Origin of the sequence: Nocardiopsis akebiae, assembly GCF_018316795.1 — a bacterium.
In the GTDB taxonomy this organism is placed as follows: domain Bacteria; phylum Actinomycetota; class Actinomycetes; order Streptosporangiales; family Streptosporangiaceae; genus Nocardiopsis; species Nocardiopsis dassonvillei.
Genome location: NZ_CP074132.1, coordinates 3,107,673 through 3,120,595, shown reverse-complemented (window position 1 = coordinate 3,120,595; position 12,923 = coordinate 3,107,673). Strand labels below are relative to the sequence as shown.

The 12,923-nt window shown below is 74.9% G+C and carries 12 protein-coding genes and 1 riboswitch; of the genes, 7 read left to right on the top strand and 5 right to left on the bottom strand.

The genetic code is table 11. The features are described 5' to 3' along the window. Positions 1 to 19: 19 nt before the first annotated feature. Positions 20 to 979, bottom strand: coding sequence for a threonine ammonia-lyase (locus KGD83_RS13350; RefSeq protein WP_212644070.1), 960 nt, complete (start codon positions 977 to 979; stop codon positions 20 to 22). 141 nt (positions 980 to 1,120) lie between these two features. Continuing rightward, a riboswitch (cobalamin riboswitch) is annotated at positions 1,121 to 1,300 on the top strand. Between the two features lie 25 nt (positions 1,301 to 1,325). Between KGD83_RS13350 and KGD83_RS13345 the strand changes: the two genes are divergently transcribed. The 3 genes from KGD83_RS13345 to KGD83_RS13335 are packed head-to-tail and all read left to right on the top strand — an operon-like array spanning position 1,326 to position 4,527. Next, positions 1,326 to 2,369, top strand: coding sequence for an ABC transporter substrate-binding protein (locus tag KGD83_RS13345; protein WP_212644069.1), 1,044 nt, complete (start codon positions 1,326 to 1,328; stop codon positions 2,367 to 2,369). Between the two features lie 8 nt (positions 2,370 to 2,377). Further along, positions 2,378 to 3,469: a FecCD family ABC transporter permease gene (locus KGD83_RS13340; protein WP_212644068.1), complete on the top strand. Its 1,092-nt coding sequence runs from the start codon at positions 2,378 to 2,380 to the stop codon at positions 3,467 to 3,469. Further along, the gene (locus KGD83_RS13335; RefSeq protein WP_212644067.1) at positions 3,466 to 4,527 is read left to right on the top strand and encodes a FecCD family ABC transporter permease; all 1,062 of its coding nucleotides are present in this window, start codon (positions 3,466 to 3,468) and stop codon (positions 4,525 to 4,527) included. The genes KGD83_RS13340 and KGD83_RS13335 overlap by 4 nt, the downstream gene beginning before the upstream one ends. 46 nt (positions 4,528 to 4,573) lie before the next feature. Here the strand turns inward: KGD83_RS13335 and KGD83_RS13330 are convergent, their stop codons facing one another. After that, on the bottom strand, positions 4,574 to 5,848 hold the full coding sequence (locus tag KGD83_RS13330; RefSeq protein WP_212644066.1) for an MFS transporter: 1,275 nt from the start codon (positions 5,846 to 5,848) through the stop codon (positions 4,574 to 4,576). Between the two features lie 265 nt (positions 5,849 to 6,113). Here KGD83_RS13330 and KGD83_RS13325 point away from each other — a divergent pair, with 265 nt between their 5' ends. From KGD83_RS13325 to KGD83_RS13310, 4 genes are all read left to right on the top strand, one after another. Further along, positions 6,114 to 6,833 (top strand): class I SAM-dependent methyltransferase, encoded by a 720-nt coding sequence (locus KGD83_RS13325; RefSeq protein WP_212644065.1) that lies wholly within the window; start codon positions 6,114 to 6,116, stop codon positions 6,831 to 6,833. Next, on the top strand, positions 6,830 to 7,621 hold the full coding sequence (locus KGD83_RS13320) for a Rossmann-like domain-containing protein (protein WP_212644064.1): 792 nt from the start codon (positions 6,830 to 6,832) through the stop codon (positions 7,619 to 7,621). Before KGD83_RS13325 ends, KGD83_RS13320 begins: the two co-directional genes overlap by 4 nt. Positions 7,622 to 7,712: 91 nt before the next feature. Further along, on the top strand, positions 7,713 to 8,735 hold the full coding sequence (locus KGD83_RS13315; RefSeq protein WP_212644063.1) for a pyridoxal-phosphate dependent enzyme: 1,023 nt from the start codon (positions 7,713 to 7,715) through the stop codon (positions 8,733 to 8,735). A gap of 65 nt (positions 8,736 to 8,800) precedes the next feature. Beyond that, the gene (locus KGD83_RS13310; protein WP_212644062.1) at positions 8,801 to 9,394 is read left to right on the top strand and encodes a flavin reductase family protein; all 594 of its coding nucleotides are present in this window, start codon (positions 8,801 to 8,803) and stop codon (positions 9,392 to 9,394) included. 46 nt (positions 9,395 to 9,440) lie between these two features. Here the strand turns inward: KGD83_RS13310 and KGD83_RS13305 are convergent, their stop codons facing one another. The 3 genes from KGD83_RS13305 to KGD83_RS13295 all read right to left on the bottom strand — a co-directional run bounded on the left by KGD83_RS13305 (position 9,441) and on the right by KGD83_RS13295 (position 12,779). Continuing rightward, positions 9,441 to 10,109, bottom strand: coding sequence for a maleylpyruvate isomerase family mycothiol-dependent enzyme (locus KGD83_RS13305; RefSeq protein ID WP_212644061.1), 669 nt, complete (start codon positions 10,107 to 10,109; stop codon positions 9,441 to 9,443). A gap of 100 nt (positions 10,110 to 10,209) precedes the next feature. Then, entirely contained in the window at positions 10,210 to 11,280 is a 1,071-nt protein-coding gene (locus KGD83_RS13300; RefSeq protein ID WP_212644060.1) for a lytic polysaccharide monooxygenase auxiliary activity family 9 protein, read from the bottom strand. Positions 11,281 to 11,414: 134 nt separating this feature from the next. Next, positions 11,415 to 12,779, bottom strand: coding sequence for a cellulase family glycosylhydrolase (locus KGD83_RS13295; RefSeq protein WP_212644059.1), 1,365 nt, complete (start codon positions 12,777 to 12,779; stop codon positions 11,415 to 11,417). Positions 12,780 to 12,923 lie beyond the last annotated feature (144 nt).

The window sequence follows — 12,923 nt, the reverse complement described above, 5'->3', positions numbered from 1 at the left end:
CCGCGTCCGGTCGCGCGGCTCACGCCACCAGGCGGGCGAACAGCTCCGGGTCGGCGTTGCCCCCCGAGACGACCGCGACCGTCTCCTGCGGGCGTCCGGGCGCGGTGGGCACCCGGCCCGCCAGGACCGCGGCCGCGGCAAGGGCCCCGCTGGGCTCGGCGACCAGACGCGCCCCGTGGGCGAGTGCGGCGACGGCGCGGGCGATCTCCTCCTCGGTCACGGTGACGACCTCGTCCAGGCGGGCGCGCAGGTGGGCGAAGGTCAGCTCGGACAGGCACACGCGCACCCCGTCGGCCATGGTGCGGTGGGTGCGCTCGGGCGGCCAGGCGACCAGGCTCCCGGTGCGCAGGCTCTCGGCGGCGTCGGCGGCCAGTTCGGGCTCCACCCCCACGACGCGGACGCGCCGCGGGCCCGCGGCGGCCAGCGCGGCGGTGGCCACGCCCGAGGCCAGCCCGCCCCCGCCCACGGGCACGACGACGGTCGCGACCCCGGGCGACTGCTCCAGGATCTCCAGGCCGACCGTGCCCTGGCCCGCGATGACGCGCGGGTCGTCGAAGGGCGGGACGAGGGCGAGCCCCTCCTCGTCCCGGAGCCGCCGCGCGGTGGCCTCCCGCTCGCGGGGGGCGACCACGACGATGCGGGCGCCGAGGGCGCGCATGCGGTCGACCTTCACCCCGGGCGCGCCCTCGGGGACGACGACGGTGCAGGGAGCCCCCTGCCGGGCGGCGGCGTAAGCGAGCGCCTGGCCGTGGTTGCCCGAGGAGTGGGTCACCACACCGCTGCGGCGCCGGGCGGGGTCGAGCAGGGCGACGGCGTTGGCGGCGCCGCGCAGTTTGAAGGCCCCGGTGGGCTGGAGGCTCTCGGGTTTGAGCAGGAACGGCGGCCCTCCGGCGGGGCCCGCCGTGAGCGGGGTGCGCACCACCTCCCCGCGCAGGCGCTCCCGGGCTGCGCGGACGTCCTCCACCGTGATGAGTTCCATGCGTTCCCTGTTCCCGGTCCCGGGCCGACCACGCGTGCGGTCCGGTGGTTCCCGGGACCGCGGCCCTCTGCCGGGAGGTGATCGGGTCTCGCGGAAGGGACCCGCGTGCACTACCGTGGCCGGTTGACTGTCAGCACAAGTCCATATCGTCGACGTCGCAGTGCACGGGAAGCCGGTGGAAGTCCGGCGCGGTCCTCGCCACTGTGACCGGAGGGCGCCTCCCGCACGCCACTGGGCCGGACACGGCCCGGGAAGGGCGGGGGCGCGGGGCCAGAGCCCGACTCCGGGAGCCAGGAGACCGGCTGCGACCGTCCGCGTCATCAGACCACGAAGGATGGTTTGTTCGTTGAAGCCCACCGGGGCACGCGCGGTCCGGTACCGCCTGCCCGTCTGCGCCGCCCTAGCCCTGCTCCTGGCCGCGACCGCCTGCGGCGGCACCGCCGCCCCCTCCCCCGAGGCCGCCGCGGGGGCGATCCGCAACTGCGGCGTCGACGTGGCCGCGGACAGCCCGCCCGAACGGGTGTTCGCCGCCTACCAGCCCGCCGTCGAGACCGCCCACGCGCTGGGCCTCAGCGACCGGCTGGTCGGGACGGCGTTCCTGGACGCCGCCGTCTTGGAGGAGTACGCCGAGGCCCAGGCCGGACAGGAGTACTACCCCAACCTGCCCAGCCGCGAGGAGCTGCTCGACCACAGGCCCGACTTCGTGCTCGCCGGGTTCAACGACGTGTTCACCGACGAGAACCTGGGTACGCGAGCCTCCCTGCGCGAGCTGGGCGTCGGCAGCTGGATCCCGGCGCCGCTGTGCCCGAGCGGGGACGGCCGCACCGACGCGACCATCGACCCGGCCTCGGTGACGATGGAGAGCGTCTACGCCGACCTGCGGGACCTGGGAACGCTGTTCGACGCGCGCGAGCGCGCCGAGGAGGTCGTCGCGGACATGGAGGTCACGGTAGGCGGGGTGGCCCGGGCCCTGGAGGGCCGCGTGTCCGAGGAGGGCCGGCCCACGGTGATGGTCGGCCGCCCCAGCGACCAGGGGTTCCGGGTGGCGGGCGGGCAGGACTTCTCCACCGAGATCATCCGGCTGGCCGGCGGCGTCAACGCCTTCGCCGACCTGGACGGCGGGCGCAACCACGACGTGGCCTTCGAGGACGTGATCGCGCGCGACCCCGACTTCATCCTGGTCGACGTGTGCTGCGACGCGCGGATGACCGCCGCCGACGCCGCCCCGGACGTGGAGCGGATCACGGCCGACCCCGTGCTGGCCAACCTGACCGCGGTCGCCGAGGGGCAGGTGGAGGAGTTCACCTTCGCCGACCGCTCCGCGGGTGTGCGCAGCGCGGCCGCGGTGGAGACGGTCGCCCGGATCCTGCACCCCGGCCTGTTCGGGTAGGCGGGCCGATGGCACCCCATGTGGCCGAGGGGCCCGTGACGACCGTGCCCTCGGGGGTCCGGCGCCGACTGCGGGCCGCCGCCGACGGCTCCGGGGTGCTCGTCGGCGCCCGCGCCCGCGCGGCCGGGTTGGCGGTGGCGCTGCTGGTCCTGGCCGCGACCCTGCTGGTGTCGGTCCTGGTCGGCTACGAGCGGCTGTCGGTGTCCGACGTGTACCTCGCCTACGCCGCTTTCACCGGTTCGGACACCGACCTGGTCGTGCGGCACCTGCGTGTGCCGCGCACCCTGGCCGGGCTGGCGGTCGGCGCCGCCCTGGGCGTATCCGGGGTCCTGGCGCAGGGGGTGACCCGCAATCCCCTCGGCGACCCCGGCGTGCTCGGCGTCAACGCGGGTGCCTCCCTGGCCGCGGTCCTGGCGATCAGCGTGTTCGGTGCGTCCTCGCTGCTGGGCTACGTCGGCTTCGCCTTCGCGGGCGCCGCGGCGGCCGTCTGCGCGGTGTACGCCGCCGGGTCGCTGGGCCGGGAGGGCGGCGGTCCGGTCAGGCTCACGCTCGCCGGAGCCGCGGTCTCGGCGCTGCTGGGCTCGCTGACCTCGGCGATCGTCCTGCGCGACCGCGCGAGCCTGGAGGAGTACCGGTTCTGGGTGGTGGGATCGCTGGCGGGCGCCGACGGCGCGGTGCTGCTCCAGGCGCTGCCGTTCCTGGCCGCGGGACTGGTGGCGGCGGTGGCGGCGGCCCGGTCCCTGAACGCGGTGGCGCTCGGCGACGAGCTGGCACGTTCCCTGGGGACACGGCTGTGGCTGGTGCGCGGGGCGAGCGCTCTGGCGGTGGTGCTCCTGGCCGGGACGGCGACGGCCGTGGCGGGTCCGATCGGCTTCGTCGGAGTCGCCGTGCCGCACGTCGCGCGGGTCCTGGTCGGCCCCGACCACCGCTGGGTGCTGCCCTGGTCGGCGGTGCTGGCGCCCGTCCTGCTGTTGGCGGCCGACGTCGCGGGCCGCGTGGTGGCGCGTCCCGAGGAGTTGCAGGTCGGCGTCCTGACCGCTCTCATAGGTGCGCCGTTCTTCGTCCTCCTGGTGCGCGGGCGAAGGGTGGCGGGGCCGTGACGGCGCGTTCCGGGCTCCTGGGCCCCCGGACTGGGGTGGCCCGGCTGGGCGGGCTGTCGGTGCGGGTGTACTGGCCCTCGGTGCTGCTCGGCGCCCTCCTCACCGCCCTGGCCGCGGCGGTGGCCCTGGTCTCGCTGACCCTGGGGGACTTCGAGCTGGCCGTGGGCGAGGTGGTGGACGCGCTCACCGGCCGTGCCGGTGTGATGGTCACCCACGTGGTGGTGCAGATGCGGCTGCCGCGTGTGCTCACCGCGCTGGGCGTGGGCGCGGCGCTGGCGCTCTCGGGGGCGCTGCTGCAACGGCTGGCGCGCAACCCGCTGGCCAGCCCGGACGTCATCGGGGTCAGCGCGGGCGCGACGACCGGGGCGGTGCTCGCCATCGTGGTCTTCGGCGGCACGGCGGCGGCTATCGCGGCCAGCGCGCTGGCGGGCTCCGTGGCCACCGCGTTCCTGCTGTACCTGCTCGCCCACCGGCGCGGTGTCAGCGGGCAGCGGCTGGTCCTGGTGGGGATCGCGGTCACCGCGATGCTGGGTGCGGTGACGTCGTACCTGCTGACCCGCACTGAACTCACCACGGCGCAGCGCGCCGTGCTCTGGCTCACCGGCAGCCTGGCGAACCGGGGCTGGCCGCACGTGGTGACGGTGGCGGTGGCGCTGGCCGTCCTGGCGCCGACCGCGTTCGTGCTGGCACGTCAGCTGTCCCTGCTCCAGCTCGGCGAGGACGCGGCGACCGCCCTGGGCGGCCGGGTGCGGCTCGCCCGGGGCGCCCTGCTGTTCACCTCCGCCGCGCTCGCGGCCGCGGCAACCGCCGTCGCCGGTCCCGTCGCGTTCGTCGCCCTGGTGGCCCCGCAGATCGTGCGGCGGCTGCTGGGCGGACGCGCTCTGGGGCTGCTGCCCTGCGCCGCCTGCGGAGCGCTCCTGGCGGCCGGTGCGGACCTGGTCGCGCGCACCGCCTTCGGCGGGAGCGAACTGCCGGTCGGAGTGGTCACCGGGGTGCTGGGCGCCCCCTTCCTGCTGTACCTGCTGGCGCGCGGCGAAGGGGCGGGACGGGGCCGGTGAGCGCCCGGGGCGCCGCCCCGGCGGGCCGCCGGGGGCGCTCTGCCGGTCAGGCGGCTCGCGGGGCCGGGGCCCCGCGGCCCCCCATCGCGAAGTGGCGCGAGCCGGGGGCGAGCGCCGCGGCCCCCGGGGCCAGGAAGCACAGGGCGGCGCACACGACCAGGACCGCCTCCGTGCCGAAGGCCTGGGTCGCCGGGGCGATGAGCGCGAGCCCGACCGGGGCCAGGCCGTAGGAGAACAGGAAGTCCAGCGAGGAGACGCGGGCGAGCTTGTCGGGCGCGACCTCGCGCTGGGCGGCGGTGAACCACGGGACGTTGAACAGCTCGATCCCGACCCCCGCCAGGGCGTAGGCGGCGAACACCGTCCACGGGCCCACGGGCAGGAGCAGGCTCAGCGGCGCGAGGCCGTAAAGGGCCAGTCCCGCCAGCGCCACCCACCCCTGGGAGGAGGGGTGCCAGCGCCCGATCAGCAGCGCCCCGGCCAGCGCGCCGCCGGTGTAGGCGGTCAGCGCGCCCGCCAGCACCGCCTCGGTGCCGTAGGTGTCGCGGCTGACCACGGGGAGCAGCACGCCCGTGGCGGAGTAGCCGGTGGCGATCACCGCCGTCAGGGCGCCCAGCCCCGCGAGGAACCACGTGTGGCGCCGGGCCTCGCGCAGCCCGTCGCGGAAGTCGGCGGCCAGGGAGGGGCCGCGCTCGGGCGCCGTCCCCGGGGCGGGGGCGCCCCGGCCCCCGGGCGGGGCCAGGGCGGCGACCGCCCAGAGCGCGGCGGTGACCAGGAGGAGGGCGTGCACGCCCAGGACCGTGGAGAGCAGCGCCGTGGCACCCGGGGCGACCAGGGTGGTGACCCGCACGGAGATGGTGAGCGCCGCGTTGGCGCGCTGGCGGCGCGGCTCGTCCACGACCTCGGCGGTCAGCGCCTGGAAGGCGGGTCTACAGGCTCCCTGTCCCGCGCCCACGGCCGCCGCGGCCACGGCCGCGAGCGCCAGGGCTCCGGTCGCCGCGCCCGCGGCGACCAGCGGCGTGGCCGCCGCCGCGAGGGCCCCGGCCCACAGCACCACCGCGCGGCGGGAGAGGCGGTCGGCCAGCAGGCCGCCGAGCGGCAGGGCCAGGAGGAAGCCGCCGGTACGGGTGGCCAGGAGCAGGCCGAGCCCCATGGCGGTGAGCGTTCCGTCCAGTACGGCCAGGCCGAGGATGAACGGCATGGCCCACGTGGCCAGTCCCGAGGCGGTGCTCCCCGACCACAGGCGCAGGAAGGCGGGGTCGAGGAGCACGTGCGCGCGCGGTGGGGCCGTGGGCACGGCGCCGGTCTGCTGGGTGTGGGCCACGTCTTTCCACGTCCTCTCCGCGGGTGGTCACCGGCGGGGCGCGGCTGACGCCGCCCTCGCCCGGGCGCGTCCGCCGTACCGCCCGCCCCGCCGGGCGGCGGGCGCGGTACGGGCCGGACGCACCCCGGGGACGCGAACTACGACCCCACTAATGACAATGGTTATCGTTTTATCTACAATAGCGCGCGGACTCCGGTACTCAGAACATTCCGGCGCTCCCCGTTGGTGTCCCGTGTTACTCCCGATCCCCTTTGGAAGGACGACCGTGGACCGCTCCCTCGTGGACCAACTGCCCCCGCCGCTTCCCGCCGAACAGATCCTCGCCGTCAACCCGCCGCGAGGGGACCTGCACACCACCCGCTCCTACACCTGGAACGGCTGGGGGTTCGAGGTGCCGCCCGGCGTCTTCCTCCCCGGCGGGACCAGCAGGATGATCCACCAGCGCATCCTGGACGACGACATCGACGTGCGCGGACGGCGCTACGCCGCCATGGGCGTGGGCCTGGGCGTGGAGGCCGTCGCCGCGGGGGCCCGCGGCGCCCGCCGGGTCCACGCCGCCGACGTCCACGCCCCCAGCGTGGAGGCCGCCGCCGACAACTTCGCGCGCCTGCTCGGGGACCGCACCGACACCGAACTGGTCCCCGTGACCGGCGACATGTTCGAGGGCTTCCCGGACGGGACCGCGCTCGACGTGGTCACCTTCAACCCGCCCGCGGTCAGCCGGGCGGTCAGCACCGACCCCGACGTCGTGCGCAACGTGTGCGTGGGCGCGCCGATCACGGAGAAGTTCTTCACGCAGTTGGCCGAGCGCCCGCTCCTGGCCCCCGGCGCGGAGGTCTTCCTCATCGCCTCCAACACCGCCGACCTGCGCCGCGTCGTCGGGCACGCGGAGGCCGCCGGCTTCCGGGCCGGGGTGCACCACCGGCACGACTGGGGCGACGGGGTCCTGACCTACCTGTTCCGCTTCCAGGAGGCCGGCAGATGAACCTTGACGACCTCCTGGGCGACACCGCCGACCGGGTCGGCGGCACCGTGGCCACCAGCGTCTTCTGGCTCCACCACGGCACCCGCCTGGCCGGGGGCGACACCACCTACCTCAACCACTACGTCGCCGTGCGCGTCGGCGGGGCCTTCGGGGCCTGCGCATTCGAGGACGGGCAGATCGCGCCGGAGCTGTGCCGCGAGGCCTCGGGCGCCCCGCTGGCCGAACTGATCGCACAGGGGCCCCTCCCCCTGCGGGTGGCCGCCCTGGACGCCTACCTCGCCCACACCGCGCCGCACCGCGAGGACCCCCGGGCCGAGCCGGTCACCCTGCCCGCCGGGACGCCCGAGCAGCGCGCGGAGGCCAGGGACGCCGCCGTCGCCGGCCTCGTCCCCATCACCGAGGGCGCGCGGATCGCGCTGATCGGCGTCGTCAACCCCCTCGTGGCCGCCATCCGCGAACGCGGCGGCGAGTGCCTGCCCTGCGACCTCAACCTGCGCACCACCCGCTGGGGCGACCCCGTATCGGAGTCCATGGAGGAGGTGGTCGACGCCGCCGACGCCGTCGTGGCCACCGGCATGACCCTGGGCAACGGCACCTTCGACCCGCTCCTGGAGCGGTGCCGCGGACGCGGCGTCCCCCTGTACGTCTACGCCCAGAGCGCGAGCGCGGTGGCGCGCGCCTTCCTCGGCCGCGGAGTCGACGGAGTCTCCGCCGAGCCCTTCCCCTTCTCCCAGTTCAGCGCCGACCCAACGCGGCTCTACCGCTACCGGGCGACCCCGGCGGCCTGAACACCACGCCCTCCTCCCCGGGCGCGCGCGTGCACCGTCGCGTTCCGGCGCACGCGCGCGCCCGCCCCAGCCACCAGTAAGGAGAACGACCGTGGACGAGCACGCCTCGGAAGCGATCGGCCGCCCCGACCTCATCGACCTGGGCGGGGGACTGCTGTGCCTGCGATTCGAGACCCTCAAGGCCCTCTCGGCCCTGGCCGCCGTCCGCCACCTCGTCGAGACCGGCGCCGTCCGTCCCGGCGACACCGTGGTGGACAGCTCCAGCGGCGTCTACGCGCACGCGCTGGCGCTGGCCTGCCACCGGTACGGGCTGCGATGTCACATCATCGGCTCCACCACCGTGGACCGCACCCTGCGCGTACAGCTGGAGGTCCTGGGCGTGCGCCTGGAGCAGATGGAGCCCAGCGACGACCTGCGCCTGGACCAGAGCCGCCGGGTGCGCCGGGTCCGGGAGGTCCTGGCCGCCCACCCGGACCACCACTGGATGCGCCAGTACCACGACCCCCTGCACTACCTGGGCTACCGCGAGGTCGCCGAGACGGTCCGCAGGGAGACGGCGGGCGCGGACCTCACGCTCGTGGGCGGTGTGGGGACGGGCGTGTCCACCGGCGCGCTGGGCACCTACCTGCGCGAGGCCGACCCGGGGACCCGCCTTGTGGGGGTGCAGCCGTTCGGCAGCGTCACCTTCGCCAGCGACGGCGTGCCCGACCGGGACATCATCATCGCGGGGATCGGCAGCGCCATCCCCTTCGGCAACGTCGACCACACCCTCTACGACACCGTGCACTGGACCGGTTTCACCGCGGCCCTGGCCGGGACGGTCGACCTGCTGCGGCGGCACGCCGTGTTCGCGGGGCTCTCCAGCGGCGCCGCCTACCTGGCCGCCCGATGGGAACTCGGGCTCTCCCCCGGCCGGACGGTGGTGTTCGTCGCCGCCGACACCGGCCACCGCTACACCGATTCGGTGTTCGCCCGCCACCGGGAGGCCGAGGCGGTGGAGGACCTCAAGCCGCTGGACGTCACCGGCACCTCCGAGCTGCGCCTGCCCTGGGCGCGCATGGAGTGGCGCCGGGCCGGGGCGCCGCGGCAGGCGGAGTTCGACCGCACCGCCTGAAGCCGGACGCGCGGGCGCGGGGCGGCGGTGGCCGCGCCCGCGCGCGGGCGGGATAATCGATGCCGATGCGTACCGAATGGACACCGCAAGACCTGCCCGGACGAGCGTTCTACCAGCTGATGACGGCCGTGATCCTGCCGCGCCCGATCGCGTGGGTCTCGACCACGTCGGCGGCGGGCGTGGACAACCTGGCGCCGCACTCCTTCTTCACCGTCGCGTGCACCCAGCCGCCGATCGTGCAGTTCACCTCGGTGCGGCGCAAGGACTCGCTGCGCAACGTGGAGGAGACGGGCGAGTTCGTGGTCAACCTGGCCCCGGAGCCGATGCAGGAACAGGTCAACGCCAGCGGCACCTCCTACCCGCCGGAGGTGAGCGAGTTCGAGGCACTGGGGATCGGGCGCGAGCCCAGCGCGTCGGTGCGCCCGCCCCGGGTGGCCGACTCCCCGGTGGCGCTGGAGTGCGTGCTGCACTCGACGGTGGGCCTGGGCGACTCGACGGTGGTGTTCGGCCGGGTGGTGCGGGCGGCCGTGGACGAGTCGGTACTGGTGGACGGGCACCCCGAGGCGACCCTGCTGCGCCCGCTGGCGCGGCTGGGCCGCAACGAGTGGTCCACGCTGGGCGAGGTGCGGGCGCTCGACCGGATCCCGTACCGGCCCTGACCGGCGGTCCCGGCCCTCGACCGCGGCCGTCCTCGCCCGCCCGAGGTCAGACCCGCAGGTCGGCCTCGGGGAGGGGGAAGGCCGACAGGCGGTACAGGACGCCGGAGGGGTCCCCGCTCCAGTCCATGGCGCGCATCTGGGCGGCGCTGCGGCGGCCGGTCACGGCGCGCACCAGTTCGAAGGCCGTGGCCGACCACTCCAGGTCGGTCCGCTCGCCGAAGGCCCACTCCTGGCCGGTGTCCGCGGCCGCCACGCGCACCCCGGGCAGTTCGGAGGACCACGCGCGGGCCGTCGCGCCCAGGACGAAGGCGGCCAGTTCGTCGGCGTGCCCGGTCTGGGCGGGCATCCCCAGCGCGCCCCGGACGTCGTTCTCGTGGTGCCACACGTCGATCGCGGGCAGGGAGTAGCGGGCCCGGGTCCTGGTGGCGAAGACCTCCAGCAGCGCCGGGGTGTCCGCGCGCCAGGCCGCGCAGAGCTCGGCGATGTCCAGGTGCTCGCGCTCGGCCACCTGGCGGGCGGTGACGGCGTCGTCGGCCGGGGGTGTGACCCGCTCCGCGGGGACGTCGGCGCAGAGCCCGGCCAGGTGGGCGTAGGTCTGCCGGACGGTCCACGCGGGCAGGGCGGGGACGGGCGCGGCGAGCTGCTCGGCGCTCAGACCGTCGGCGAGAGCGAGCATGCGCTCCTGGCAGGAGGTGTAGATCTTCGCGGTGTCCATGGCGCCACGGTACCGAACAGTGTTCGGTACCGTGGCGCCGGGACCGCGCGGGCCGGTGCGGCCCTCATGTGGGGGGTACGGTCCCTCCGGGATGGTCAGGTCACGGCTCCTGGCAGGACACCCTCGGCTCGATGTTCACGTTCCCCGAGGTGGCGGTGAACCCGAAACTGGCGCTCTCTCCGGCCGCGAGCGAGCCGTTGTGCGCGGCGTTCGTGGCCTCGAAGTGGGCGCCGTGGTTGACGAGCGAGGCGTTCCAGGCGCTGCTGACCGCCTGGCCGTTGGCGAACACCCAGTCCACCATCCAGCCGTCGGTCCCGTTCTCCCCCGCGGTGACCTCGACCTCGGCCTGGAAGCCGCCCTGCCACTCGTTGAGGACCGTGTACTCGGCCGTGCAGTACTCGCCCGTCGGCGGGTCCGTGGGCTCCGGCTCCGGTTCCGGCTCCGGTTCGGGCTCGGGCTCGGGCTCGGGCTCCGGTTCGGGGTCCGGGTTGCCGCCCGTTCCCCCTTCGAAGACCACGTCGGAGCAGTTGTAGAAGGCCTCGGGGCTGTCGGAGCGCTCCCACACGACGTAGATGACGTGCTGGCCCTCCTTGTCGGGCAGGTCCACGTCCCAGTAGTACTCCGCCCCGGCGACGCCGCCGCTGCGCAGCGGCGGGTCGGTGACCTCGTCGATGAGTTCCAGGGAGTCCCAGGTCAGCGCGTCGGTGGCGGGGTCGAACCCGTCCTCGGTGACGTAGGTGTAGAAGGTGCCCGGGTGCGCGGCCCAGGCGTTGTGGTGGAACTCCACCGTCGTGTTGGCGGGCAGGTCGGTGGTCGGCCAGTCGGCGCGGGCCGCGTTGAAGGCCGAGAAGCTGTCGGTGGGCCCGCACAGCTCGCCGTCGGCCACGAACTCCTGGTGGCGCCCGTCGGAGTTGCCGATGAGGTTGCCGAACCAGTTCCAGAACGGGTAGTCGCCGCCCTCGGCCAGCGCGTCGGCGCAGGCGTCGTTGGTCGGCTGGAGCGCGCCGCCGCTGCTGCCGCCGGTGGCGTCCTGGAAGCAGGCGTAGGTGCGGCTGGCCGGGTAGGTGAACGCGCCGTGGGCCTGGGCCGTGTCGGGCAGCGCGACGACGGTGGTGCCGACGGCGAGACCGCCGAGCGCCACGGCCATGGCGAGGGTGCTGCGTGACCGCATGGGCCACTCCAATCTCTGTGGGGGGTGCCCGGCCGCACCGGGGCGGTGCGGCCGGGGCGGGTGGTCTGTTCCCTCAGCGGGATCAGCGGTTGTGTCGGGTCACTGGTTCACAAGGGGCGGACGGGTCGGACGGGTCAGGAGCCGCTGCACGTCAGCTCGGGGGTCGAAACGCTGCCGCCGGAGTTGCCGACGAACCCGAACGAGGTCGACTGCCCCGCCGCGAGCGCGCCGTTGTAACCCGCGTTCGTCGCGGTCACGCTCCCGCCACTGCCCGACACCGAAGCGTTCCAGGCGTGCGAGACGCTCTCACCGCTACCGAAGGTCCACTCCACGGTCCACCCCGACAGAGCCGCGCCCGCCGTCACCGTCACCTGCGCCTGGAAACCCCCCTGCCACTGGTTCGTCACCGAGTACACCGCCTCACACTCACCCGACGGAGGGTCCGTGGGCTCCTCGGTGGGCGGGTCGGTGGGCTCCTCGGTGGGCGGGTCGGTCGGGTCGGGGCCGCCGCCGTAGACCGGGGCCTCCTCGGAGGTGGCGGCGATGCCGTTCGGTCCGTTGAAGATGCGCTCGCCCCAGGGGGTCAGGCTGTCGGCGTCGAAGCCCTCCACCATGTCCAGGTACTCCACGGGACTGCCGTTTCCGCTCCAGGACCAGCCGATGTAGCCCAGGCCCAGGCGCTCGGCGTGGGACATGATGGCGTCCTCGTCGGGGTTGCCGTCGGAGTGGTCGTGGCCGAACTCGCCGACGATCAGCGGCAGGCCCGCGTCGACGAAGTGCTCCAGGTAGGAGACGACCGTCGACTCCTGCTGGTAGACGCCGTACATGTGCACGGAGAAGACCGTGTTGGCGTGCGGGTCGGAGTCGAACACCGACTGGGCGTCCTCGCGCATGACGCCCGCCCAGTCCTGGCCCCAGTTCGGCGCGTCCACGACCAGGGTGTGGTCGAAGCCCGCGTCGCGCAGGCGGTTGACGGCGTCGCTGGTGTCGGCGGCCCAGTTCTGGTTGATCGCGGCGTCGTTGCCGTAGGGCTCGTTGCCGATGTTGACGAGGATGTGGTCCTCCTCGCCCTCGACGGCCTCCTGGATGCGCAGCCAGTAGTCGACGGCCTGGTCGAGCGTGGCGGCCCCGGCCTGCTCGCCGTAACCGGTGGTGTCGTGCACCTCCAGAACGCAGATCAGCCGGTTGGTCTTGCACTCGTCGACGACGTTGGCCACGTCGGCGGCGGTGTTCTCCGTCCAGCGCTGGCCGCTGCTGAGGACGACGCGGACGGTGTTGGCGCCCAGGGACTTGATGTCGGCGAACGACTGGGTCTCCTGGGCGTACCAGGTGTGGGCGTGGCTGACGCCGCGGATGACGAAGTCGTTTCCGGCGGCGTCGACCAGGCGGCCGTCGCTGACGCGGAAGCCGGTGTCGGCGTGCGCGGGCAGCGAGTGCACGAGCAGTGCGGCCACCAGGGTGATGACCGACCCGAGGGCGATCAGCAGGCGTTTGACCATGGGGGGCTCCAGGCAGAGGGGCGGACAACGTTGTCGTGTTGCGGGGTCCCGCCCTGGCGGGCGGGGACCGGGTGGGCGCCGGGGGACGGCGGCTGCGGTCCCCCGGCGCCCGGTCCTGACACAGGCGCGGCCTGTTCCGGGGCG